Below are 25,660 nucleotides of genomic sequence, written 5' to 3' on the forward strand. Positions count from 1 at the left end.
GGCATGACCACCTTAATTGTTTGTCTCATTGCTGTGTTGTAGACGTAATTGTCCAAGATAAAACTGCTCAATGCCTTGCTGTGTCTGTATTTTAACACTGCCGTCACTGGCAATACCGATGAAGATACCTTGGATGTATTGTTGATCTCGGGTGGTGAATTGCACCGCTTGATCCTTAAAGGCAGCATAATGATTGAAGCGCTCTGCCAAGCGGTAGCAGCCATGATCAAACCATTGCCCAGCATGTTGAATGGCAAGATATAACTCGCTGATCAAGGTGAGCCGGTCGATCTGGCATAGTCCCAGTTGACTTAAACTGGTATTGGCTTGGTCCAAAGTATCTGGCAGCGGGTATAAATTGATGCCTACACCAACTACGACTTGATGTTGGTTTAAGGGTTCAACTAAAATTCCCCCCCATTTTCCTTGCGCACTATATAAGTCGTTCGGCCATTTGATTTGCAAGCCATGTAAGCCTTTCAGTGCTGGCATCTGTAAAATATTAAGTGCAATTTCAAGGGCTAGGCAGCCATTTAAAGCTGTTCGTGTTTCTAGCAATGTGCTTAAATAAATGTTCCCAACAGGCGAAAGCCAATTCTTTTGATGTTGCCCTCGTCCTTGAGTTTGCTGTTCACTGCAGACCAATATGCTGCTGACTCCAGTTTCTGCTAACTGCTTTACATCATCATTGGTAGAGGTGGTACTCGGTTTGAGTAGCACGACTTCCGGATAATGCCCTGCAGCAGATAAGCGTTGCTGTACGTTACGGGTAGCTACATCCATTTTCAAATTAAACAAGAGTGTAAAAGAGTTATGGAGTTAATCATATATCTGGCTATTGGTGCAATCGCTGGTTTTGCTGCAGGTCTATTTGGTGTCGGTGGTGGCTTGATTATTGTACCTATTCTTTATGTGGTATTTACCCAACAGGGCTATGATCCAGCCGTCATTATGCATCTAGCGCTGGGCACTTCCTTGGCAACGATTATGGTAACGTCAATCAGCTCGGTCATGGCACATCAGAAAAGAGGGGCAATTTTATGGTCGGTCTTTAAAAATCTCGCGCCTGGTTTGGTGGTTGGTGCGTTTTTAGGCGCGGCTATTGCCGATAAGTTACCGAGTGCGGTATTACAGCTGATTATTGGTTTATTTGCGTGTTGGGTGGCTTATCGTATGTTTAAAGGGGCCCAACAAGCGCAGTCTATCTCACAACAATTACCGTCAACAGGCAAACAATTGTTTGCGGGCACAGGCATAGGCATTGCCTCAGCGATTTTTGGAATCGGCGGTGGCAGTCTGACTGTCCCTTATCTCAGTAAAAATGGCGTGGTGATGCAAAAAGCGGTGGCGACCTCGGCGGCTTGTGGCTTACCCATTGCGATTGCCGGTGCTTTGGGCTTTATGGTGTTTGGTCGTAGCCAAGCGATCGCGATGCCACATACCATTGGTTATGTCCATCTCTATGCCTTTATTGGAATTAGTGTGATGAGTTTTATTACTGCAAAATTCGGTGCTAAAGTGGCGCATGCCTTATCACCGGCTAAATTGAAAAAATGTTTTGCCGTCATGCTGTTGTGTATAGGAACGTATTTTATTGTGCAAGCAGCACAAGCCATGCTGTAAAGCATAGCGCCTACTGTCTAACGTTTATTGCAGCTATTGCAAGGCTGTATTGAAACGCTATATTGAAACATTGTCTTGATACGCTGTATTGCGATGACATACCAGACCATCGATATGGCTAGGTCGATTTGCGGGTGCGTTGCACCCGTGATGCTGTAGATTTGACCGCTTGGTTTACTGATTTCTCGGCAAGAATCCAAATAACTATTGAAAAATCACATGATACTCTAGTATTTTTAACTAAAATTGTTATTCATAAGCTATAACATTAAAAAATGATTAAAGTGATATCAGCCCAGAACGGTCGGCTGTCTTGTGTATCTCTGTGTGATTGAATTGCTTTTGCACAGAACACAACAGCGTGTGCTGCTACGATAATAAACTAGGACGTAATGCAATTGGAACAGCAAGAGAGTTTATCCGAGCAAATCGCCAGCCATATTAGCGAACAGATTATTTGTGGCGAGCTGGTAGAAGGTGAGCGTATTCAAGAAATACGCATTGCCAAAGCACTCGATGTCAGTCGTGGCTCTGTACGAGAAGCCTTGTTACTGGTCGAGCGTACGCATTTAATTCATATTTATCCACGGCGTGGTGCCATTGTGACCGAGATGTCGGCACAACAAGTACGCGCCTTATTTGATACCAGTGCCATGTTGTTGGGCTATCAAGTACAACGTATGAGTGAAACATGGCGCAGTCATGAGGCACAGTGTTTACAGCAGTTGAGTTTGGATTTGGTCAACTTAATCGAACAAGGTCATAGTGAAAAATTTTATGATAGTGTTTTTAAGCATCTCGCTTTACAACATGATATGGTAGCAAATCCGTATATCATGAAGTTTTATCAAGAATTATTACCTTCGATTCGACGGAGTTACTTTTTAGCTTTAAATACCTCCAAACGAGAGCTACAGGAAGCTTTTGAACTCTTTAAATTGGTGATTGATGCGATTTTGATCCGAAAATCACAACAAGCTGCTTTATTTATGGAAGATTTTTGTCGACACTTGCGTAATCTCGTGTTGGAATCGCTAACACGTATGAAACAGATTGAACTCGCCTGGGCGCGTAGATCGCGTCGATAATTAGGACATTATGCGTTTAAGTAGCTTAAAACTTTCCGGCTTTAAATCTTTTGCCGATGCAACGACTTTACATTTTAAAGCCAACCGAACTGCTGTGGTTGGACCCAACGGTTGTGGTAAATCCAATGTCATCGATGCGATTCGCTGGGTCATGGGGGAATCGAGTGCGCGCCAATTACGTGGCGGTAGCATGCAAGATGTGATTTTCACCGGGACTCATAAACGAAAAGCAGTCGGCGTTGCCAGTGTTGAATTACGCTTTGAAAATACCTATGGCAAATTGGGTGGCGCATATAATGCCTATCAAGAACTGGCCGTACGCCGTCAGGTCAATCGTGATGGACGTTCTGAATATTTTCTCAATGGCACCAAGTGTCGTCGCCGTGATATTACCGATATTTTCTTGGGTACCGGTTTAGGACCACGTTCTTATGCCATTATCGAGCAGGGCATGATTAATCGTTTGGTGGATGCCAAGCCTGATGAAATGCGTGTGTTTATTGAAGAAGCTGCTGGGGTGTCACGTTATCAAGCACGCCGCCGCGAAACGTTTACGCATTTGGAACACACCACACAAAATTTGGATCGCCTGCAAGATATAGCAGGAGAGCTGAAATCACAACTCAAAACCCTCAAAAATCAGTCAGAAAATGCCGTACGCTATAAACAATTAGAACAAGAAATAGTGGGGCTAAAAGTCGAGATCTTATCATTTCAGTGTGAGCGTAGTAGCCGCTTACAACAGCAATATCATGTAGAAATGGACAGTTTAGGTGAGCGTTTTAAATTGGTCCGTTCGGAAATGACTACTTTAGAACATGAGCTCAGTAGCAGCAATGATCTTTTTCAACGCTTGATTGAGCAGTCCACCCCCTTACAACAGCAATGGCAACAAGCAGAAAAAAGCTTGGCTGAATTGCAGTCCAAGTTACAGCAAAAACAGAGCAATGTGGCACAGCAACAGCAGCAGTTGAGCGCTTTGCAACAGCAAAAACAACAAAGTAAAGAACGTACTCAGCTGTTGGCGCTTCGTTTAGATGATTTACATGCACAGCTTGAGCAATATCAACAACAAACGCATCGCTTAGACGCAGCATTACAACAGGATGAGCAAAGCGTCAAAGATTTGCAGCAACAGCAACAACAGGTACAGCAACAGTACCACGAGGCCAAAACATTGTTGCAGAAACAACAACAGCAACAGCAACAAATGCAACAGCAACTGCAACAACTGCAGAAGAATATCGACCGCCTGAGCCAGCAAAAACAGCAACTACTGATACAGAGCGAACAGGTTAAACAACGCTACTGCGATGAGCAAAGTACGGTTATTCTCACGCAGCAACAAGATGTCCAGCAACAATTGCAGCAGTTAACGCAAGATCATAGTGCGGTACAACAGCAAGTTACCCTTTTGCAGACACAATTAGATCAACATCAACAACAGTATGCTGCCAGTAAGGCAGAACAGCAGGCTTTGTTGACGGAGCAAAAACATTTACAACAGCTCATGGTAAAGGCAGCAGGCACGCAACAGTATGGTGTACAACAGTTGTTAGACCAGCTGCAATTACATCCCTCAGCCAAGGCGCACGCCGTGGTGATTGAAAAATTTTTGGCGCAATGGCTCAGTGCCAAAGTCCATCATTCTATAGCCGATTTCCAAAGCGATGTCGCAAGACAAGTCACGCCAGGCAAGTCCGCACATGGCGCAAGTTTTGCTACGCTAAGCTGTTTAGCAGACTGGATTGTTGCACCGCAATTGTCTTTGTATCAGCAGGTGTTTATTGCCCAAGACCTGACCCAAGCATTGTCTTTACAGGCAGATTTAACGGTAGGGCAGTCGATTTTAAGTTTGGATGCTTATCATCTTGGTCCGGATTGGATGTTAGCACTGAACTTTGATGAAGACAGTCAGCAGGCACAAGGGGCATTGAGTCATCGCGTGCGCTTGGATGAAATTGAACATATACTCGCCCAGCTTAACCCACATATGACGTTGCTGGAACAACAGATTCAGCAATTACAACAGCAGCAACAGGACTTACAACAACAGTCTAAGCAGTCAGCACAGCAGCAACAAGTACTACAGCAACAACTGCAACACTATGCGCTAGATTTGGCCAAGCAGGAAGCTGCTGCACAGGCATTTCAGTTACAGCAAACACAGTTACAACAACAATTACAACAGCTAGATGAACAGCTTGAAGAAGATGCCATGCAAAAAGATGATCTAGAAATAGACCAGCATGCCTTAGAGCTGAAATTGCAACAAACGCTACCACACTTTAATGGTCTGCAAGATGCGCTTGATGACGTCAGTACGCGCTATGATGACATCCAACAGCAACATCGTCATACCCAACAGCAACGTGAAGATCTCATCAAACATGTGACTGAACGTCAGCAACAGATTGCCTTGCTGGAAAAAGATCTGAGCTTTGAACAGCAACAATATGCTGTCGCTAGTGCGCAAATTGAGCAATCGCAACAACAGTTACACGGTTTAGAGCAGGATCATCCGCAGCTACAGCAAGATTATGAGCAACAGGCCGAGCAAACAGCCAAGTTACAAGCGACATGGCAAAAGTGGCAAACTGAATTAAACCATGTTCAAAGCAAGCAAAAAGAATTAACAGAACTGAGACATAATCAACAACTTAGTGATGAAGAGCTGCGCAGTCAGCTTGAACAAAAACGTTTGGCATGGCAAGCTGCTCAATCAGATTTACAACATTATACTGAACAGCTGAACGCTTTAGAGCGCGAGGCTTTAATGGGACTAGACATTGATGTGGCAGACCATCAGCGTAAATTAGAGCAGTTACAAAAACAATTCCAAAAATTAGGTGCGGTCAATTTAGCAGCCTCAGAAGAATACCAAGAAGTACAGCAACGTTATGCTGAATTGACCCATCAAATTGAAGATATCGAACATACGGTATTGCAATTGCAAGAAGCGATGAAAAGTATTGACCAAGAAACCAAGAAGTTGTTTATGACCACCTTTAATCAGGTCAATCATGAATTACAACATTTGTTTCCCAAGGTATTCAACGGTGGTGAGGCGCAGTTGAGTTTAGAGGATGATTGGCAATCTGGGGTGAAGTTAATGGCGCGGCCACCTGGTAAACGCAATAGCTCATTGGCATTGCTGTCGGGAGGGGAAAAAGCGCTCACCGCTTTGGCCTTGGTCTTTGCGATTTTTAGATTGAATCCGGCACCTTTTTGTGTTTTGGATGAAGTGGATGCCCCCTTGGATGATGCCAATGTCGGTCGGTTTTGTAATTTAGTAAAAGAGCTTTCTGAGCAGGTGCAATTCATTTACATTACACACAATAAGGTTGCTATGACGATGGCAACAGATTTATTGGGGGTAACCATGCCAGAACCTGGTGCATCCAAGTTGGTACGGGTGGATTTAGAGGAAGCAAAAGAATACGGTTTAGTGGCGGAGTCATAATATGCAAATTACTACAGTTGTGGGAATCGTGGTCGCAGCGGTGATCGTACTATTTGGTTTAATCCTGATATTTCGTAAACCCAATGATGCCGCACCCTCCTTGGAGTCAGAATTACAATTGAATGCAGAAACACAACTGCCTATTATTCCACGTCATGTACGTGATCAATTGCAGTTAGCAGCCGAGGCTGTCGCAGTAGATGTTGCTACTGAGCCAGCTATTGCTGTGCCAGATGCAGGGCAAGCCAAAACCACAGCAGCAACCGAGGTTCAGGTGGAGGCAAGCTCACCAGATGCTACGGTTTTTGCTCAGGCTGGTCGCGATGAAGCACAAGCCGAACGCGCAACAACTCCGGAAACCTCCGCAGCTGTGGCAGACGCAAGCATTGCTGTAGAAGAAAGCACCACAATACAAAGCACTGCAATAGACAGCACAGCAACACCAAGCAGCGTATTCGACAGTACGACCGTAACGCGCGATAGCGGAGCGGCTTTGCCGACCCAGTCGAATGACAGCCTATCGACTCAAACTGCTACAGTGACTGCGGCGACTCAAGATAGTGCATCTAGCACAGATGATGTGCTGTCTTTTCAATTAAATCCCAATATTGAGACAGCTGAAATCGCCGACTTTGAAGAAGAAAGCAGTATCTTAGATAAGCACTTACATGAGCAGCGTCGTTTCGATGATGAAAGCACTTTGGCCAATGCCGAGACCTTGATTGCGCTCAATGTTTATCCCAATCCACGCCGCGCCCTTTCTGGGGATAAGACCTTAAAGCTTTTGCTTAAATATGGTCTGCGTTTTGGTGAGCTATCTTGTTTTCATCGCTATGAAAATACAGAAGAAGTCAGTCCGTTAATGTTTTCTGTGCTACGGATTACCGATGAAGGTCCAACCGGATTTGACTTGGAAAGTTTATCGGGTGAGCAAGTACAAGGCCTGGCATTTTTCTTGGCATTACCGCATCGCAATGTGCAAAAAGGCTTTGATACCATGGTGAGTATTGCAGGTTTAATTGCACGTGAGATTGATGGTGCAGTATATGACGAAAACAATCTGGAATTTACCCCACAGCTTAAAGAGCACTGGCGTCATAAGGCGATTGATTATCGGGCAGGTCAAGCACTTTAAAACATCTGAGACAGATGCCATCTAAAGCAAAAAACTGTTTTATAATGGCGCCACGATCCATCTACGATGATCATAGAGTACTTTGCAATTTTTCTGGGGCGGATTTTCCGCCCTTTTAACTGGTGAATAAAACATGGATAAATCGACAATCATCACGCAAATGCGTCAGCTGATTCAACTCATTGCCCAGCATAACCATGCCTACTATGTTATGGATCAGCCTGAGATTGAAGACAGTGAATATGATCAATTATTCCATCAGTTAAAAGGCTTAGAACAACAATATCCCGACTGTGTTCAAGCCGATAGCCCAATCAGCAAAGTGGGTGGGCAAGCATTAAGTAAGTTTGAAACCGTGACCCATACAGTACCGATGCTGTCATTGGGCAATGTCTTTGATGAAACAGAACTCTATGCTTTTGCACGTCGTATTGAGGAGCGTTTAGCGCAACAACAGATTCAATATGATGTTGAGCTCAAGTTTGATGGTTTAGCGATTTCCCTCTGGTATGAAAATGGCGTATTGGTCCGTGGTGTGACCCGTGGGGATGGTGAAACTGGTGAGTTGATTACGCAAAATGTCAAAACCATCCGTAATTTGCCCAAAGTCCTTTATGCCGACCAACAGGCGGTACCGGAATTGTTAGAAGTGCGTGGTGAAGTGCTGATGCCCAAAGCCGGCTTTTTACGGCTCAATGCAGAGCAACAAGCCAAAGGTGAAAAAGTATTTGCCAATCCCCGCAATGCTGCGGCAGGTAGCCTAAGACAGTTAGATCCAGAGGTTGCTGCATCTCGTCCTTTGGCATTCTATGCGTATGGTATTGCACAATGTGTTCCGCATCATGGGCTAGAAACCATGTCTGAGAGTTTGGACTGGTTAACTGGTTTTGGTTTTGCCATTGGTGAAAAACATTTTGTGTGTGACAGCATTGCAGCAGTGCAACAGATTTATCTTGAGATCAATCAACAGCGTCCAGATTTATCGGTGGAAATCGATGGTATGGTGATTAAAGTCAATAATTTACAACAACAAAAACAATTGGGCTTTTTAAGCCGCGAGCCGCGTTGGGCGACAGCTTATAAATTTCCTGCGATTGCAGCATTGACCACGGTAGAACAGATTGATTGGCAAGTTGGACGTACTGGTACCATCACACCGGTTGCACGCTTAGAACCGGTTGCGGTCGGTGGGGTAACGGTATCCAATGTAACCCTGCATAATATTGGTGAAATTCATCGTTTGGATGTACGCATTGGCGACACAGTGAGTGTCTATCGCAGTGGCGATGTTATTCCCAAAGTTGAAAGAGTCTGGACAGAGCTGAGAAAACCAGAGCAAATCTATGCGCCAGTGCAATTGCCAAGCCATTGCCCAGTCTGTGACTCGCCCGTGGTTATGCCAGAAGGCGAAGCTTTAGCACGTTGTTCCGGTGGTTTGTATTGTTCAGCACAACGAATCGAAGCCATACGCCATTTTGTTTCGCGTAAAGCTATGGATATCGAAGGTTTAGGCGATCGTTGGGTAGAGTCTTTGTTGCATTTAAACTTGCTCGATAGTGTGGCAGATATTTATCAGTTGTCTGAACATCGTGAACAGATGCTACAAATTGACAAGATGGGTGAGAAGTCATTACAGAACTTATTGGATGCCATTGAGCAGAGTAAAAAAACCACACTGGGAAGTTTTATTTACGCTTTGGGCATTCGCGGTGTTGGTGAAAGTACGGCACGTATGCTTGCCAACTGTTTCCAAAGTCTGGACGCATTGAAAGCCGCCGATATTGATGCTTTAAAACGTACGCCCGATGTGGGAGAGATTACCGCGGAGTGGATTTATGATTTCTTTAAAGCACCGCATAATATTGAAATTTTAGATCGTCTCATTGCTGCTGGGATTCATTGGGATGCACCGTTGGCACCATCACGACAACCTTTAAATGGACAAAGTTGGGTCATTACCGGCACACTGAGTCAAATGAGTCGTGACGACGCCACGCAAGCTTTACAAGCTTTGGGGGCACGTGTCAGTGGTAGTGTATCCAGTAAAACCAAATGTCTGGTTGCGGGTGAAAAAGCCGGCTCTAAATTAGAAAAAGCACAAAAACTAGCGATAGACATTATGACGGAAGCAGAATTTATCGCCTTTATCGCCAGCCATAATGCCGGTCAATAGCGGGTAAATTTACACACAATGTAATTGAGAATCACTGCGCTATGTTATTGGTTTTAAACCAGTAACATGCAGTTTTTCTTAAAAGTTGCTGTTTTGTGCGGCGCGACCCATATTTTTTAAAAATTTACAAAAATTAATATTTTTTAAAAAGTGCTATTTGGCATGGCTTTTCTAAGGGATCCGATTTGCAAGCGCTTATTTTGTATATGAATTTTTTTTAATCAAAATTGCAAATGCGTATGTTTCTCATTTTAATTTTATAAAAATCATAAACTTACGTGATTTTTACTTTTGCAAATTCCTCAGAAACTCGCCATAATAGCCGCAACAAAAATAGGAGTAAGTACTATGCGTGGCAATCCGGAAGTCATTGACTATCTGAACATGTTGATCGGTGGCGAACTTGCGGCGCGTGATCAATATTTAATCCATTCTCGTATGTATGAAGACTGGGGCTTAAGTAAAATTTATGAACGTATTGATCATGAAATGCAAGAAGAAGCCCAACACGCCGATGCTTTGATTCGCCGTGTCTTGTTTTTAGATGGTACCCCCAATATGCATCGCGATGATATTGAAGTGGGTGAAGATGTATTGTCTTGCTTAAAAGCCGATTTAAAATTGGAATACCATGTGCGTGAGCAACTTGCGCAAGGTGTTAAATTATGCGAAGAAAAAGGTGACTATGTCAGCCGTGACATGTTGCGTCAGCAAATGAATGATACAGAAGAAGATCATACCTATTGGTTGGAAAAACAGATTGGTCTGATTGAGCTGATTGGTTTACAGAACTATATCCAATCACAAATGTAATCAACCAGGTTCGCCAGCCAATAACAGCACGGACTGTTATCGCCAGCAGAATAAAAAAAACAGCGCCTCGGCGCTGTTTTTTTTATTTAATGTTTATATTAGATTTTATATAGGGTTAAGGTTATTTTAGACCCAATGCATCACGCATAATAAAGAACAAATCGGTTTGATCCAGTAAGCCGGAGACGTTACCCGCACGAGGACCATAGGCTGCGGTACGCACTTGCGCACCTGTATGCTCTTGGCTTGACGTTGTTGATGTACCATAGTTAATGCTCATGGGTACATTATCTTTGGTGATGAGTTTGAGTGTATTGCCCGGGCTTTTGGTTTCATTTGGAATAATTTGACTGGTATGGGCATGGTCACCGGTAACAATGATCAGCGTATCTGGGTTTTCTTTGGCAAAGGCTAAAGCCACTTGAATCGCTTCATCAAGTTGTACTGTTTCACCGATTTGACCACATGGGTCAGATGCATGGTTGGCTTTATCGATAGAACCACTTTCCACTTGTAAGAAGAAACCTTTGTCATTGCTCTTGAGAAGCTCAATGGCTTTGCTGGTCATGTCTTTTAAAGTAGGGACATCGGCAGTGAAGCTTGGGTTGGCGCTACATTTGATGGCTTCACCATTATGTCCATTGAGTACGGCTTTTGGACCTGACCATAATGTTGGTAAATTACCTTCTGAGAATAAACCTAGCACAGGCTGATTTTGATCCGCTTTTTTGATATTTTTCAATTCAGCAGCGCTGTTAATCACTTGGTATTTTTCTTGTTTAGCTTGTTCTAGCAAGCTGAGACCTTTGTACTTACCGCCGACAGCAATTTCACTAAAGGTTTTACGTCCACCACCCAAGGTCACGTCAGCACGTGCTTTCAGTAGCTGTTCGGTAATTGAACCTAAGCCATTGCCCTGTGGGTTATCCAATGAGTTTTCATTACACTTGGCTTTGGTTGCTGTTGGACCATAGCAGCTGCGATACGCAATATGTGAAATCAAAGCGGCTGGGGTTGCATCTTGTAGTTCAGTGGTGGTGACGTTCCCTGTGGCAAAGCCCGCTTGTTTGGCAAGTTCTAAAATAGATTTATGTGGTGTACCAAAAGTGTCGACACCCAAGGCATTATTATAGGTTTTTACCCCAGTTGCCCAAGCGGTAGCTGAAGCCGCTGAGTCGGTCACATAGTCGATTTGACCATTGCCTTTGTTCAGCGCATAAGTGGTATAAGCACCGGTAAAGGGCAATACGTCTAGACCTTTGAAATAGCCACCCGCACCTTCGGCATAGTTACGTGCAGAGGTAATTTCAGATTCGCTGGTACCATCACCAATAAACAAAATTATATTTTTTACTTGGCGATCGCTGAGCGATGCTTTGATTGCTGCTGTGCGCTCAGCTTGTAAACGTGTTGCACCACCAAATTTCGTGATATCCCCTTTGGCAGCAGGCTTAAGGAGTTCACCGTTTGAATTGGCTGGTGTCGTCGGTGTGGTGGGTTTCTCTGGCTGAGTGCTTGCGCTGGTATCGTCTTTATCATCATTACATGCTGTGAGCAATGACAGACATAAAGGCAATAGTAATAATTTGAATTTCACGGCGAAGTTCCATTGCAACTGTTTTGTGTACAGACAAAATAACCATGCAATATGACAACCGTGTTGCTAGCGACAATATTTTTATTTTAAGTCAGCTTGATTTTGATTGAATTGGGCATGATTATTTCGCATTTTGCTGCATGCTATCTACCCGTTATTGGGTCGATAGCACGCTAATCTGCTGCTGTTGTTGTAGATTACACCTGTTCTAGACTACATGTGCTATAGATCATAAGGGCTATAGATCATAAGGACTATAGATCACAAGGGTTATCGCTCACAAGGTCAATATCGATGAGGATAGCAATATGGATGTATCCCCTAATGAATGTAGGGCTTATGATTTAGAGTCTAGGATTTAGAGTTTAGGATTTAGGCAATCCCATCGCATCACGCATAATAAAGAATAAGTCAGTTTGATCAATCAGACCTAACACATTGGCAGCACGAGGACCGTAGGCTGCGGTACGAACTTGCGCCCCAGTGTGAGTTTGGCTAGAACTTGTTGAAGTACCATAGTTAATACTCATTGGCACATTGTCTTTGGTCAGCAATTTTTGGGTATTACCAGGGCTATTGGTGCTATTTGGAATAATTTGACTGGTATGCGCATGATCGCCTGTCACGATGATGAGGGTGTCGGGATGGTCCTTGGCAAAAGCTAGCGCGACTTGAATCGCTTCATCCAGTTGTACTGTTTCACCAAATTGTGCACAAGGATTAGAAGCATGGTTGGCTTTGTCAATCGAGCCACTTTCAACTTGTAAGAAGAAACCTTTTTCATTGCTTTTTAGCAGTTCAATGGCTTTGCTGGTCATCTCTTTTAAGGTTGGGACATCGGCACCGAAGCTTGGGTTGGCACGACATTGGATGGCTTCACCTTTATGTCCATTGAGTACGGCTCTAGGTCCTGACCATAATGTCGGTAAATTACCCTCTGCAAACAAACCCAGCACGGGCTGATTTTGATCCGCTTTTTTGATATTTTTCAATTCAGCTGCGGTATTGATGACTTGGTATTTTTCCTGTTTAGCTTGTTCTAGCAGACTGAGACCTTGGTACTGACCGCCGACTACACGCTCACTAAAAGTTTTACGTCCACCACCCAAAGTGACATCGGCGCGTGCTTTGAGCATTTGTTCTGTAATCGAACCCAAACCGTTACCTGCTGGATTGTCTAGAGCATTTTCTTTGCATCGTGTTTGGGTGACAACTGGACCGTAACAACGACGATGGGCAATATGTGAGACCAGCGCAGCAGGTGTAGCATCTTGAAGTTCTGTGGTGGTTACATTACCTGTGGCAAAGCCGGCTTGTTTGGCAAGCATTAAAATAGATTGATGCGGTTTCCCATAAGTATCAATGCCTAAGCCATTATTATGGGTTTTAACGCCGGTTGCCCAAGCTGTTGCCGATGCAGCAGAATCGGTCACATAATTGATCGAACTGTTGCCTTTACCGAGGGCATACGTGGTATAGGCCCCAGTAAAAGGTAATACATCTAAGCCTTTAAAATAGCCTGCCGCACCTTCGGCATAGTTTCGAGCTGCCGTGATTTCAGACTCACTGGTTCCATCGCCAATAAATAAAATCACGTGTTTGACTTTCGCATCACTTAAAGATGCTTTGACTGCGGCGGTTCGTTCGATTTGCAAACGGGTCGCACCGCCAAATTGGCTCACATCACCTTTCGATTGCGGGGTTAATAAGCTATCTTGTGCTGCTTCTTTGGGTTTGCTTTCTTTCGGTGTGGTAGGCGCTGCTGGAGCAGGAGTAGGGGGGCTATTGTTGTCTTTGTCATCACCACAAGCCGTCAATAAGGAAATGCACATTGGCAATAATAATAATTTAAATTTCACGTTAATGTTCCATAGCATTATAAAGTGTAGGTAAATTAACCATGAGATATGACAAGTATATTGCGAAGTAAAAATAAATTGAGATTAATTTTATTAAATTATATTTAACGTTGGCTTGGGTTGACGTTGCCTTGGAATGTTGAGGAAGCAATACCGCCCAAGCGGGCGATATTGCAGTGTAGGGTGTATTGATTTATCTATTTTTTTGCGCCTTTTTTATTGTGATGTTTGGGTCACGTTCGGCTCAGCTTTTTACTTTTGGCTCAATTTTTGTATGTCCGCCAAGACTTCTGCTGCATGGCTTTGGGTGTTGACACTGCTGTAATGGTAGACAATTGTACCTTGTGGATCGATTAAAAAACTTTCACGTTTTGCATAGTTTTTGCTCCCAAATTGCGCCAATACACCCAGTGCTTTGGCTAACTGCTGTTGTTCATCTGCCAGAATGGCAAAGGGAAGAGCCAGCTTATTGGAAAACTGCTGGTGTGATTGCACATCATCAACACTGACGCCAAGCACTACGGCATTGTGCTGTAAAAATTGTGGGTATAGACTTTTGAACTGATTGGCTTCTTGGGTACAGCCGGGGGAATCATCTTTCGGATAAAAATAAAGCACCAACCATTTACCACGATATTGTTGTAATTGATGCCATTTCTGATTTTGATCTTGTAATTTAAACTGTGGCGCTGCTTGTCCTACCCATTGGCGCTGATCTGTACGAAATGGATCAGCTGCAAATGCAGGCGTGCTGCTTAAAATAGCGCTAGCGCTACAGAGTAGGGTGGCACAGAGTAAAGGGACATAGGCAGGTTTTAGCGTCATATTGTTCTCAATATATTTTGCAATAAGCGATAGATATGCTTGATCTTAGCAAAAGATCAGGCACTGATGTTGGTTGATTCATGTCGGCGAACAGTGAATAGTAGAGACGATATGCAAAGGAAAATTTTAATCTACACCGGCTGGGGTGTTGGCACGGCGGTTTTGCAGCCCTTGGCACAACAGTTGCAGCAACACGGGTATCTGGTCAAGCTGAAGGATATTTTTGCAGCACAAGATACCGCCATATTACAAGCAGAACTTGAAGATGCACAGCATTATGATGTCTTGCTGGGGTGGTCTTTGGGAGGCAATCTTGCAGTGTTGCTGGCAGATCAGCTCTATCAGCGGTTGCAGCAAACAAAAGTGGTGATCACCATTGCCAGTAATCCCTGTTTTGTACAGCGAGCGCATTGGCAGCATGCCATGCCGGTTGAGTTATTTCAGTCTTTTCAGCAGCTTTGGCAACAGGATAGCGCACAGTGCCTGAAACGGTTTTATTATTTGATGAGTCAGGGGAGTGCGACACAACGCACAGCATGGAGATCCTTGCAAGATTTGGCACAGCCAGCAGAACATCGCTTGCTGTCGCAGGGTCTAATATTGCTGGATGAATTAAATCTGGTAGATATCTTAAAAAAATATCCAGCACCGAGTTATCATGTTTTTGCAAAACAAGATGCTTTAATTCCTTGCGAAGTTTTCGGTTATTTCCAGAATTTATCTACAAAGTTTTTAAATTGTGCCGAAATAGAAGGCAGTCATGCTTGCCCAGTATTTGCCAGTGAAGAAATATCTTGCATGCTTGTGCGGTTTTTAAAAGAAAATTATATTTGAAGATTAAAAGCACACCTCAAAATAAAAATGTTCAGATTTGCAATTTATTTTTATCGAGTGCAGCGTTACCATGCTTTATATTCAATATGATGCGATAGCTTGCTGGATGAACAGGAGTTCTGGATGACCGATTTATTTGATTTGCACCACCTTTGGCATCCATATACCTCTATGACGCAACCCTTGCCCAGTTATAAAGTGCGCCGTGCTGAAGGGTGTTGGATCGAGTTTGAGGATGGTCAACGTGTCTTAGATGGTATGTCTTCTTGGTGGTGCGCCATCCATGGCTATAACCATCCTGAGCTCAATCAAGCTGTTACTACACAATTGGCAGATATGGCGCATGTGATGTTTGGTGGTTTAACCCATGCACCAGCTATTGAGTTGGGCAAATTACTGTTAGCAATCACGCCGTCCCGTTTGGATAAAATTTTCTATGCCGATTCTGGCTCAGTGGCTGTGGAAGTAGCTTTAAAAATGGCAGTGCAATACTGGACCGCACAAGGGCAAACGCAAAAAACCAATTTTGTTACCCCGCGTAGCGGCTATCATGGTGATACATGGAATGCCATGTCTGTCTGTGATCCTGTTACCGGGATGCATCAAGTCTTTGGTAGCAGTTTGCCACGTCGTATTTTTATTCCAGCACCGACTACAGCGTTTGATCAAAATTGGCAGGCGCAAGATATTGATGCTTTAGCCGCTGTACTGGCAAGCCAACATCAGCACATAGCCGCACTAATTCTTGAACCCATTGTGCAAGGTGCGGGAGGAATGCGTTTTTATCATCCTGAATATCTACGTCAGGCACGCGCTCTATGTGATCAATATCAAGTGCTACTCATTCTGGATGAGATTGCCACAGGCTTCGCTCGGACAGGGCGTTTATTTGCCTGCGAACATGCCGGAATAGAACCCGATATTATGTGCATAGGTAAGGCTTTAACCGGAGGCTACATGACACTGTCTGCGACCTTAACCAGCAAAAGCATTGCGGAAGGGATTAGTCAGGGTGAGGCTGGGGTATTTATGCATGGTCCAACTTTTATGGCAAATCCGTTGGCGTGTGCAGTGGCATTGAAAAGCACACAATTACTTTTGGCATCAGATTGGCAAAGTAATATTCGCCGCATTGAACAGCAATTAACACAAGCTTTAACGCCTTTGGCTGTACTAGAACATGTCGCAGAAGTGCGGGTCTTAGGGGCGATTGGGGTGGTGGAGTTAAAACATGCTGTTGATCTGGCAAGCATACAACAACAGTGCGTACGCCGAGGCATTTGGGTGCGTCCTTTTGGACGTTTGGTCTATGTGATGCCGCCTTATATTATGGATCAGGCAGAGCTTGACTTCTTATTGCAACAGCTCTGTGCTGTGATTTATGCGCTGCCGCAGGAGTCTATCTAATGCCTTATCAACATTTTGCCGATCAGTTAGCGCACTTAAAACAACAAGGAAACTTTAGACAGTTTCGCACGAGCCAGCAATATGGTCGTTATATTGAAATTGCTCAACAGCAAATGTTGAATTTGTCTAGTAATGACTATTTAGGCATTGCTGCAGATGCTAGCTTGGTCGAACAATTTCTAGCACAACTGCCCAATAGCATGAAACGTATGAGTGCCTCTTCTTCGCGCTTATTGACTGGGCACTTTGATATTTACAACCAATTAGAACACAACTTAAGCCAGTCTTTTGCGGGGCGAGCTGCCTTGTTATTTAACAGCGGCTATCACATGAATATTGGTATTTTACCTGCGTTGGCTGATCGTCATAGCTTGATTTTGGCAGATAAGTTAGTCCATGCCAGTATGATTGATGGTATACGTTTATCTTCAGCGCAATATTTGCGTTATCGCCACAATGATATGCAGCATTTGGCTGAATTATTGGCGAAATATCAGGATGATGCACGCTATACACGTATTATTGTAGTGACTGAATCTATTTTTAGTATGGATGGTGACGAGGCTGACTTAGTGGCTTTGGTCGCACTAAAACAACAATATAGTAAGGTCATGCTGTATGTGGATGAAGCACATGCAGTTGCTGTCCGTGGTGCAACAGGCTTGGGGTGTGCTGAACAGGCTGGTGTGATTGAACAGATCGACTTTTTGTTGGGGGCTTTTGGGAAAGCCTTAGCTTCTGTGGGAGGCTATCTGATTTGTCATGACATTATTAAAGATTATTTGATCAATCATATGCGCCCTTTGATCTTTAGTACTGCGTTGGCACCAATCAATATCGCATGGAGCAACTTTGTTTGGCAGCATATGCAAAGCTTGCAATCTTCACGTCAGCATTTGGCGCAACTCAGTGATCAACTACATCAGGCATTGCAGCAAGCTGGTTATCCTTGTCCATCGACGAGTCATATTGTGCCGATGATCATAGGGGAATCTCATGCTGCGCTTACACGCGCCAAACAACTACAGCAAGCAGGATTTTATTTGATGGCAGTGCGACCGCCGACGGTACCGCAGCATAGTGCGCGTTTACGTATTTGCTTAAATAGCCTAATTCGGCAAGGGGATTTGGAACTGTTGCTGCAAGCTCTTCTAGGGGATTCGCTTTGATTGACAAAAGCCAAGTGGCGAGACGCTTTGCCAAGGCACAACAGAGTTATGCCGATGCGGCGGTGTTGCAGCAACAAATTTGTCAGCAGTTAATGCAGGATATCCAGCATTATGTGCCGCAAGCTGCCTATGGTCGTGTATTTGAAATCGGTTGCGGCAGTGGTAATCTGAGCCAACTTTTAGTGCAACAACATGCAATTACCCAACTATATTTAAATGATTTATGTCCAGAGGTTCAGGCGCATTTTCCCCTAGATCCACGGATACAAAGCTGTATTGGCGATATTGAACAGATTGCTTTACCACATGCACTTGATTTGATTGTATCGAGTGCCGCATTGCAATGGGTGCATGATCTGCCGACATTATTGGGCAAATTGCGCAGCCATTTAAAGCCGCAGGGCTATTTATGTTTTTCCAGTTTCTCTGTAGAAAACTTGATTGAAATTAAACAACTGACTAAGCAGGGGCTGCACTATTATGCTTTAAATGATGTGGTGGCGATGCTGCGCAATGCGGGCTTTGAGCTTTTGCATGCCACGGAGCATATTCAGCAACTCAGGTTTAATAGTCCTAAAGCGGTTTTGGAACATTTGCGTGCAACAGGGGTAACGGCAACAGCCGATGGTTTTCGTTGGACCAAGCAAAGTCTGGCACAATTTTATACAGACTATCAGCAGTTTGCAGTGCTCGATGCGGCAGGCCAGTTGCATTATCCATTGCGTTATCATCCAATTTATCTGATTGCACGGAGTCAAGCATGAGTGGGCAGGTGTATTTTGTTAGTGGTATCGATACCGGCATTGGTAAAAGCTATGCAACCGGTTATTTGGCGCAGCAATGGCGTCAGCAGGGCTGTCATTGTATTACACAAAAATTGGTGCAAACGGGGAATGAACATTATTCGGAAGATATTGAACAGCACCGCCGTCTCATGCAAAGCGATTTGCTGATTGAAGACCGACAAGGTCTGACCATGCCAGAAATTTTTCCTTACCCAGCATCGCCGCATTTAGCCAGCGCATTGGCTGGACGTGCCATTGATTTTGCCAAGATCAACGCAGCAACAGCACAGCTAGCTGCGCGCTATGAGGTGGTATTGTTAGAAGGTGCTGGTGGGCTAATGGTTCCACTAACCCGTGAAATGTTAACCATCGATTATATTGCGCAACACCATTATCCAGTGATTTTAGTGACCTCAGGGCGTTTAGGTAGCATTAACCATACCCTATTAAGTTTGGCGGCATTACAGCAGCGCGGGATTCAGTTGCATGCCTTGGCATATAACTTAAATGATCAAGCGCAGGATCCAGTCATTAGCCAGGACACTGCACAATATTTAGCAGCGTGTGTTGCGCGCGACTTCCCTACAGCGCAATGGATTGATATTCCTGTTTTGTGATATGCCTGTGATATATGACCAAGAATACGAGCAATAAATAGTACATTGCATGCTCAAAGCAATAAAAAAACCACCAGCATCAATCTGGTGGTTTTTGCTTTCATCACAGGCTGTGGGTACTGTGACGAAGTGGATTAGAATTTTTTAAAGCCTTTATTGGGACCAAATGGGCGGCGTACCCGTGATTTATGATCATGCTGCTGATCAAAACGGTTGCCATTGGCTTCTTGCTGTTGGCCAGCTTGTTGCTGATAACCCGTTTGTTGTTGCTGATAGCCTTGTGCTTCGGCTTCATGGTCACGACGTTGTTGACGTAAATAGCCACCACGACGTGCTGCTAGGGGCTTGTCTTGCATACGCTCGGTACGACGTTTTGCCATACCATATAATCCAGTACCTTGACGTGGTTTAAGATCGACCAATTTGGTTAAGTTGTCGATATCTGCCTTGTCAAGTTCAACCCAACGCCCGGTGCGCAGTTCACGCGGTAAAATCACTGTACCGTAGCGGGTACGTAATAGGCGGCTTACTTTTAAATCTTGTGATTCAAAAATACGACGGACCTCACGATTACGACCTTCTTTTACCACCACTTGATACCAGCGGTTAATCCCTTCACCACCGATGTCTGTAAATGATTCAAATTTTGCCATACCATCTTCAAGTAATACGCCGTTGAGCATGTTTTGACGGATTTTAGGGGTCACTTCACCCATTACCCGTACCGCATATTCGCGCTCAATCTCATTGGATGGGTGCATTAGACGGTTTGCCAATTCACCATCATTGGTAAACAGCAATAAACCGGTACTGTTAATATCTAAACGACCGACCATTACCCAACGGTCATGGGCAATATTGGGGAGGTTGTCAAATACAGTGGGGCGATTTTCTGGATCATTGCGTGAACAGATTTCCCCTTCGGGTTTGTAGTAAATTAATACGCGGCGACGAATTTCGTCTTCAATTTGAAATTGAACTTTACGACCATCGATGCGAAGCTCATCGCCTGGCTCAATACGTTCACCGACTTGAGCAATTTGACCGTTGACACTGACGCGGCCGGCAGCGATGACCTCCTCCATATAACGGCGAGAACCCAAACCTATACGCGCTAGTACCTTTTGTAATTTTTCACTCATGACAGTCTAACCTTAGAAATAATGATCAACAGTTCGCCTATTTAAGATTTAGCTGCGTGCGCATCTAAAGCCTTAAAAGCTTCCTTGGCATCCTGTAAGGGTGGTAATTGGTCTAAAGACGTTAGACCAAAAGCGTTTAAAAACTGTGGTGTTGTAATCAACAACGCAGGACGACCCGGTAATTCCCGGTATCCGGATTCTTTAATCCAGTTCCATTCAAATAATGTTTTTAGCAACTGACTATTGTTAGAGACACCTCGAATTTGCTCAATGTCTGCCCGAGTAACAGGCTGGTGATAAGCAACCACGGCCAAGGTCTCCAACAATGAATTTGAAAGTTTAATTGGGCGATCTGGCCAAGCTTGAGCAATGAGTGCACGAAATTGTGCACGGACTTGAAAACGAAAACCTTGTGCTGTCTCAACCAATTCCACGGAACGATTGTGTTGTAACAAAGCAAGTTGCTGTAAATATTGGCGTAATTGCTGATTGTTATACTTATTTTGCAGTGCTTCTTTTAAACGTGCAAGTGAAACGGGGGCATCGCTTGCAAAAATAATGGCTTCTAACTGCATCAGTAGCTCATGCTGTTGTTGCTGCGTGGAAAAATCTTCAGTCGTCATTTGGCTCATGCGGCTACTCCTTGTATGGCGAGTGGGGCGTCGACGCCAGTGGCAATGAAGTTTAATTTTTGTTGTCGACCCAATTCTAAAATAGCCATAAAGGTGACCACCATTCCCATGCGCCCTTGGCTGGGTTTGAGCAACATGTCAAAATGCAATACCGCCCCGCTACTTAGCATTTTTTCAATGTAATCAATACGTTCTTCCAAGAGTACAGGCTCTTGTTGAATACTGTGGATGATGGGTTCAGGGCGGTTAAAAATACACAACATGGCATTTTTGAGTTGTTCGATGGCAAAGCCTTCAAGTTTCTGTTCAATTTGTCCAAGGCTTACATAGCTATTAAAGCTATCACGTTCGACGATGGCATATTGATTGAGCTGTTCGGCAGCTTTTTTGATTTTTAAATAAGTCTCTAGGCGATCGATTAATTGTTGTTTCGGGTCTTGCTCTAGGTGCATGCTTTTGGGTTTGGGCAATAATAAGCGCGATTTTAAATCTGCGAGTAGTGCCGCCATCACCATATAGTCTGCTGTGAGCTCAATATTCATTGACTTCATACTGTCGATATAACTTAAGTATTGTGTGGCGATCGGCGCGATATCAAGTTGCAGCAAGTCAAAACCATTTTTTTGAATCAGATAGATCAGGAAGTCGAGTGGTCCCTCGAAATGTTCGAGTAAAATTTTGAATGCTGCAGGCGGAATATATAAATCTTCGGGAATACTGTCCTGCCACTCATCTAAAACGCGGATGTGCGGCATATTATCCGGCAGATTTGGAGCAGTTTCAGTCATGATCAGGGATGCGTACTCGAATCAACATACAAAAGTTGTGGCCAATCGAGCTAAGGCAAAGGGCAGAAGCTGGTCTGACCAATGGCAGTACATAAATGAGCATCGAAAAGCATATAGAAAGTACGGCTATTCTAAAGTAAAACGTAGGATGAATAAATTGCTAAATCGGGAAAAAAACAGAAAACGCGAAAATAAATGTTAAATATTTATTTAAATGATCATTGTTAGAGCATAATATATTTTTAAAATAGTCCGTAAAATCAACTATATTTAAGCTGCTTGTGCCAGTCTGGCACACCATTTTGAGCCCTGCTCATAAAACTTTAAAAATCCAGTAAAAAGCAAATAAGCCAGGAAGTAATGATGCATTCAGCCAATGATTTATCCTATGAATACAATCAATTTCAACAAAAAGTTGGATTAGCGGTAGCTGCCAAAATTGGTACGGTTGAGCCGTCCCTTCGCTTAGCACATGCTGTCAGTGGGCTGACTTTATTGCCGGTATCACAGTTAGCAGATCAACATTTGACGGAGCTTTGGGCTTGTATTGCACAAGAACCTGATCAGCGTTGTTGGACTTATCTACCTTATACAGGCTTTGCTCACCAAGCAGAATTACAGCAAGCACTGACACAGCAATTTTATTTGGCTGGAGCACAGCATTATGTGGTGGTCACTGCGGAGGGCGCGGTCGGCTGGATTGCATTGTTAAATCTTCGACCAGAGCATGCAGTGGTCGAAATTGGCAATGTGTATTTCTCACCGCGCTTAAAACACTCTATCGCGGCAACAGCAACACTCTATGTATTGCTGGCGCACTGTTTTGCACAAGGATACCGACGCGTTGAATGGAAATGTGATGAATTGAATGCGCCTTCTAAAGCGGCCGCTTTACGTTTTGGTTTTCAATATGAAGGGACTTTTCGTCAAGATCGAATCACTAAAGGGCGTAATCGCAATACGGCATGGTTTTCGATGTTAGATCATGAGTGGTCGAGTCTGGCATTGGCTTATCAGGCTTGGCTCGCAGCTGATAATTTTGACCCACAGGGACAACAAAAAGGTCGCTTACAAGATTTTAAGGTATTGTATGCAGCGTTCTAGAACTCTGGTATCTCACGCATAGTGTTCAAGCGCGCAGTCAATTGCGCGCTTGAACTTATTTGTTTTAGTGCAGGGTTTTGGCACCAATAGTCTGGCAATTAGTCATGTCAAGCAACTGAGCTTTAGGTAAAAGCGCTTTATACAACAGCACTGCGTTATTGCTGCAAAAGCTGTTGATGCTTTATTCAGTAGGGCTATTCAAAAGCACTGACATCGCCCACACCGCGGCGAATAATTTCTGGTTGATCACCTGCCAGGTTGACAATACTGGTGGTATTTAAAGAGCCTAAGCCGGCATCAATAAATACATCTATACGCTTTTCCAGTTGCTGTTCAATGTCATAAGGATCATCGAGTGGATGCTCTTGACCGGGTAAAATCAAAGTACTGGTCAATAAGGGTTCACCCAGTTCTTGGAGTAACTGCTGGCAGATCGTGTTGCTCGGAACGCGCAAACCAATGGTTTTTTTCTTGGGATGCATGAGGCGGCGTGGCACTTCACTGGTTGCCGGTAAAATATAGGTGGTGACAGCTGGCGTATTGGCCTTGAGTAGGCGATACATGGCATTGTCGACCTTGGCATAGGTAGCAATATCAGATAAGTCGGCACAGAGTATGGCATATTGATGTTTCTCACCTAGCCCGCGAATCTGTGCAATGCGTTGCATGGCATTTTTATTGCCGATTTGGCAGCCAATGGCATAAGCCGCATCTGTAGGGTAGACGATCACATCGCCTGCACGAATGCGTTCAACCGCTTGTTGGATTAAGCGTGCTTGTGGATTATCAGGATGAATTCTTAAATGCAGCATGGTGTCATGATCTCCTGAAATAAAGATGGGGTCTGGCATCAGTTGCCAGATGACCTTGATTATTCTGTCACTGCTTATTGTTGATGTCGGGCACTATTATAGCGATTATAATCCTCGTATAGGTCTAAGATAGTGTATTCATACAAGGATTATGGCATTTATACAAATAGAAGCACTATTTTAAGTGCAACAGCAGATTATCATTTAATAATTTAATTTAGGTTTTCACGTAAAAACTCTTCGGCTTGTAGTTTTTTGCCACCCCGAGTGCAATGCACAATGGCATATAAAAAGCGTTGAGCATCGCCAGGTAGGCGATCTATGCCCGTAAAAAAGCGCTGTACTTGGGCATAAACATTGTCTTTAAATTGGGTACCATCACTACCTTGACCGTTTAGGTTGTCCAGTGAAACGCGGAACTTACGACCAAAAGCTGTAGCAAAGAGCCATTCGATGGCTTGTGGTTTGATTTCAACTTGCTCAAATAATGCTTGTTGATTTGCATCGCGACCATCTGGCGCATACCAATAGCCAAGGTCGGGCAATAAACGTCTTTGTGGTCCTGCAATCGTCCAATGACTGATCTCATGTAAAGCACTATTAAAGAAGCCGTGGGCAAATTGGATTTTGGCTGCTTCGGTTGCGGTTGCTGGAAAATATTCAGGTTCATCAATGCCGCGGTACAAAATAACATTGTGGTAGGAAAACCAGTGATTAAAGTGTAAGATAAGCCAATCGACTTGTTGTGCTTCTGAGTGTTGATCGACCCATTGGGTCAGCTGTATTTGATCTAGACTCAATGCCCATTCCTGAGTTGACTGGGGTTGAATAAGTAATGAGCCTGTGACTTCAGGTTGCAGTTGTAACAGATGCATAACTTAATTGAACCAATTGAACTGTCTAAAGAAGTACAAAATTGTATCTTAATCTTTGACAGAATAGCGATGAATTTGTAGAATTGCCGCCTTAATTATGTCAGCAAATACCTTTCCGGCACAGATAGAGCCGTTTAAATGGGCAGAGCAAGGCTTTCAATGGTCAGGAACACTGCCATTATCAAGCTTTACTCGTGTTGCTCATGAAGCTGTTGGATCGATTGATCATCAATCGATCAAAATAGACTGTAAACTATCAATGGATACGTATCATCGTATCGCTTGGTTAGATGGTCGTGTAGAAACCGTTGTACCCTTGGAGTGCCAGCGTTGCTTGGAGCCAGTGGATACAGCTTTTGCTGCAGATTTTCATCTGGCTTTGATTGATGACGAGTCACTGATAGAGCGCTTGGATGAGGATGCTGATTTCATCGTCTTAGGTGAGAGTGAAGCAACAAAGAAGGGAGACTATGTCGTTCCTGCTACTGTTGATTTACGCACACTGATAGAAGATGAATTGTTATTGATGTTGCCGTTGTCACCTAAGCATCAAACTTGTGTGCACAAGCATCAACCAGCTGCTCAAGACATTGCCGAAGAAAAGCGGGAAAACCCGTTTGACGTTTTGGCAGGTTTGAAAGGCAAACTTAACTAATATATACTGTATTGTTAAGTTAAAACAACTGACTTTGTTCTGATCCATTTTTTCGATCTTTGTAAGGAGCCATCATGGCCGTTCAGCAAAACCGTAAAAGTCGCTCTCGCCGTGACATGCGCCGTTCACATGACGCTTTAACCGAGAATGCATTAACTGTAGACCAAACTACAGGTGAGACACATCGTCGTCACCATGTAACCAAAGACGGTTTCTATCGTGGTCGTCAATTATTCGCCAAAGCTGCAGACGCTGAATAATTGT

At 43.9% G+C, this 25,660-nt stretch carries 23 protein-coding genes; 14 read left to right on the forward strand and 9 right to left on the reverse strand.

Translation table 11 applies throughout. The annotated features are described in order from the left end of the window. Window positions 1–12: 12 nt before the first annotated feature. Window positions 13–783 (reverse strand): biotin--[acetyl-CoA-carboxylase] ligase, encoded by a 771-nt coding sequence (locus tag BFG52_RS03025; protein WP_067552445.1) that lies wholly within the window; start codon window positions 781–783, stop codon window positions 13–15. 30 nt (window positions 784–813) lie between these two features. Between BFG52_RS03025 and BFG52_RS03030 the strand changes: the two genes are divergently transcribed. The 6 genes from BFG52_RS03030 (at window position 814) to ftn (ending at window position 10,295) form a co-directional block, all read left to right on the forward strand. Then, window positions 814–1,623, forward strand: coding sequence for a sulfite exporter TauE/SafE family protein (locus BFG52_RS03030; RefSeq protein WP_067552447.1), 810 nt, complete (start codon window positions 814–816; stop codon window positions 1,621–1,623). A 392-nt stretch (window positions 1,624–2,015) separates the two neighbouring features. Continuing rightward, window positions 2,016–2,711: a GntR family transcriptional regulator gene (locus tag BFG52_RS03035; RefSeq protein ID WP_067552450.1), complete on the forward strand. Its 696-nt coding sequence runs from the start codon at window positions 2,016–2,018 to the stop codon at window positions 2,709–2,711. A 10-nt stretch (window positions 2,712–2,721) separates the two neighbouring features. Continuing rightward, window positions 2,722–6,174, forward strand: a complete 3,453-nt coding sequence (gene smc / locus BFG52_RS03040; protein WP_067552453.1) for a chromosome segregation protein SMC — start codon at window positions 2,722–2,724, stop codon at window positions 6,172–6,174. A gap of 1 nt (window position 6,175) precedes the next feature. Next, entirely contained in the window at window positions 6,176–7,309 is a 1,134-nt protein-coding gene (locus tag BFG52_RS03045; protein WP_067552456.1) for a cell division protein ZipA C-terminal FtsZ-binding domain-containing protein, read from the forward strand. A gap of 133 nt (window positions 7,310–7,442) precedes the next feature. Continuing rightward, window positions 7,443–9,482 carry an NAD-dependent DNA ligase LigA gene (ligA, locus tag BFG52_RS03050; RefSeq protein ID WP_067552459.1) on the forward strand — a complete coding sequence of 680 codons (2,040 nt, stop codon included), beginning with the start codon at window positions 7,443–7,445 and terminating at the stop codon, window positions 9,480–9,482. A gap of 348 nt (window positions 9,483–9,830) precedes the next feature. Further along, entirely contained in the window at window positions 9,831–10,295 is a 465-nt protein-coding gene (gene ftn, locus BFG52_RS03055) for a heteropolymeric bacterioferritin subunit Ftn (protein WP_067552462.1), read from the forward strand. A 121-nt stretch (window positions 10,296–10,416) separates the two neighbouring features. On the opposite strand, the gene phoA (BFG52_RS03060) is transcribed toward ftn, so the two are convergent. From phoA (BFG52_RS03060) to BFG52_RS03070, 3 genes are all read right to left on the reverse strand, one after another. Further along, window positions 10,417–11,892, reverse strand: a complete 1,476-nt coding sequence (gene phoA / locus BFG52_RS03060) for an alkaline phosphatase (RefSeq protein WP_067552465.1) — start codon at window positions 11,890–11,892, stop codon at window positions 10,417–10,419. A gap of 365 nt (window positions 11,893–12,257) precedes the next feature. Then, entirely contained in the window at window positions 12,258–13,751 is a 1,494-nt protein-coding gene (gene phoA, locus BFG52_RS03065; RefSeq protein WP_067552468.1) for an alkaline phosphatase, read from the reverse strand. Window positions 13,752–14,003: 252 nt separating this feature from the next. Continuing rightward, window positions 14,004–14,576, reverse strand: a complete 573-nt coding sequence (locus BFG52_RS03070) for a peroxiredoxin (RefSeq protein ID WP_067552471.1) — start codon at window positions 14,574–14,576, stop codon at window positions 14,004–14,006. Window positions 14,577–14,687: 111 nt separating this feature from the next. On the opposite strand from BFG52_RS03070, the gene BFG52_RS03075 reads away from it, so the two are divergent. From BFG52_RS03075 to bioD, 5 genes are all read left to right on the forward strand, one after another. After that, window positions 14,688–15,410 (forward strand): alpha/beta hydrolase family protein, encoded by a 723-nt coding sequence (locus BFG52_RS03075; RefSeq protein ID WP_067552474.1) that lies wholly within the window; start codon window positions 14,688–14,690, stop codon window positions 15,408–15,410. 123 nt (window positions 15,411–15,533) lie between these two features. After that, entirely contained in the window at window positions 15,534–16,817 is a 1,284-nt protein-coding gene (gene bioA / locus BFG52_RS03080) for an adenosylmethionine--8-amino-7-oxononanoate transaminase (protein WP_067552477.1), read from the forward strand. Continuing rightward, window positions 16,817–17,986: an 8-amino-7-oxononanoate synthase gene (locus BFG52_RS03085; RefSeq protein ID WP_067552481.1), complete on the forward strand. Its 1,170-nt coding sequence runs from the start codon at window positions 16,817–16,819 to the stop codon at window positions 17,984–17,986. Before bioA ends, BFG52_RS03085 begins: the two co-directional genes overlap by 1 nt. Then, window positions 17,983–18,750, forward strand: a complete 768-nt coding sequence (gene bioC, locus BFG52_RS03090) for a malonyl-ACP O-methyltransferase BioC (RefSeq protein WP_067552484.1) — start codon at window positions 17,983–17,985, stop codon at window positions 18,748–18,750. The genes BFG52_RS03085 and bioC overlap by 4 nt, the downstream gene beginning before the upstream one ends. Further along, a complete protein-coding gene (bioD, locus tag BFG52_RS03095; RefSeq protein ID WP_067552487.1) occupies window positions 18,747–19,388 on the forward strand; it encodes a dethiobiotin synthase in 642 nt (213 codons plus the stop codon). The genes bioC and bioD overlap by 4 nt, the downstream gene beginning before the upstream one ends. A gap of 134 nt (window positions 19,389–19,522) precedes the next feature. On the opposite strand, the gene rluB is transcribed toward bioD, so the two are convergent. Genes rluB through BFG52_RS03110 form a run of 3 tightly spaced genes read right to left on the reverse strand, consistent with a single transcriptional unit; the run spans window position 19,523 to window position 21,950 of the window. After that, complete coding sequence (rluB, locus tag BFG52_RS03100; RefSeq protein WP_071890071.1) at window positions 19,523–20,530, reverse strand: 23S rRNA pseudouridine(2605) synthase RluB; 1,008 nt, start codon at window positions 20,528–20,530, stop codon at window positions 19,523–19,525. A gap of 41 nt (window positions 20,531–20,571) precedes the next feature. Continuing rightward, window positions 20,572–21,162 (reverse strand): SMC-Scp complex subunit ScpB, encoded by a 591-nt coding sequence (scpB, locus tag BFG52_RS03105; RefSeq protein WP_067552490.1) that lies wholly within the window; start codon window positions 21,160–21,162, stop codon window positions 20,572–20,574. Then, entirely contained in the window at window positions 21,159–21,950 is a 792-nt protein-coding gene (locus tag BFG52_RS03110) for a segregation and condensation protein A (protein ID WP_067552493.1), read from the reverse strand. The genes scpB and BFG52_RS03110 overlap by 4 nt, the downstream gene beginning before the upstream one ends. A 360-nt stretch (window positions 21,951–22,310) precedes the next feature. Between BFG52_RS03110 and BFG52_RS03120 the strand changes: the two genes are divergently transcribed. Beyond that, a complete protein-coding gene (locus BFG52_RS03120) occupies window positions 22,311–23,054 on the forward strand; it encodes a GNAT family N-acetyltransferase (RefSeq protein ID WP_071890073.1) in 744 nt (247 codons plus the stop codon). 194 nt (window positions 23,055–23,248) lie between these two features. Here BFG52_RS03120 and BFG52_RS03125 read toward each other — a convergent pair whose 3' ends face one another. Together BFG52_RS03125 and BFG52_RS03130 are read right to left on the reverse strand one after the other, a co-directional pair. After that, window positions 23,249–23,866 (reverse strand): L-threonylcarbamoyladenylate synthase, encoded by a 618-nt coding sequence (locus BFG52_RS03125; RefSeq protein ID WP_067559058.1) that lies wholly within the window; start codon window positions 23,864–23,866, stop codon window positions 23,249–23,251. Between the two features lie 212 nt (window positions 23,867–24,078). Next, window positions 24,079–24,741, reverse strand: coding sequence for an elongation factor P hydroxylase (locus BFG52_RS03130; protein WP_067552499.1), 663 nt, complete (start codon window positions 24,739–24,741; stop codon window positions 24,079–24,081). Between the two features lie 97 nt (window positions 24,742–24,838). Between BFG52_RS03130 and BFG52_RS03135 the strand changes: the two genes are divergently transcribed. Both BFG52_RS03135 and rpmF read left to right on the forward strand, forming a co-directional pair. Further along, window positions 24,839–25,396, forward strand: coding sequence for a YceD family protein (locus BFG52_RS03135; protein WP_067552502.1), 558 nt, complete (start codon window positions 24,839–24,841; stop codon window positions 25,394–25,396). Between the two features lie 74 nt (window positions 25,397–25,470). Then, entirely contained in the window at window positions 25,471–25,656 is a 186-nt protein-coding gene (rpmF, locus tag BFG52_RS03140) for a 50S ribosomal protein L32 (RefSeq protein ID WP_004723964.1), read from the forward strand. Window positions 25,657–25,660 lie beyond the last annotated feature (4 nt).

Source organism: Acinetobacter larvae (assembly GCF_001704115.1).
Taxonomy (GTDB): Bacteria; Pseudomonadota; Gammaproteobacteria; order Pseudomonadales; family Moraxellaceae; genus Acinetobacter; species Acinetobacter larvae.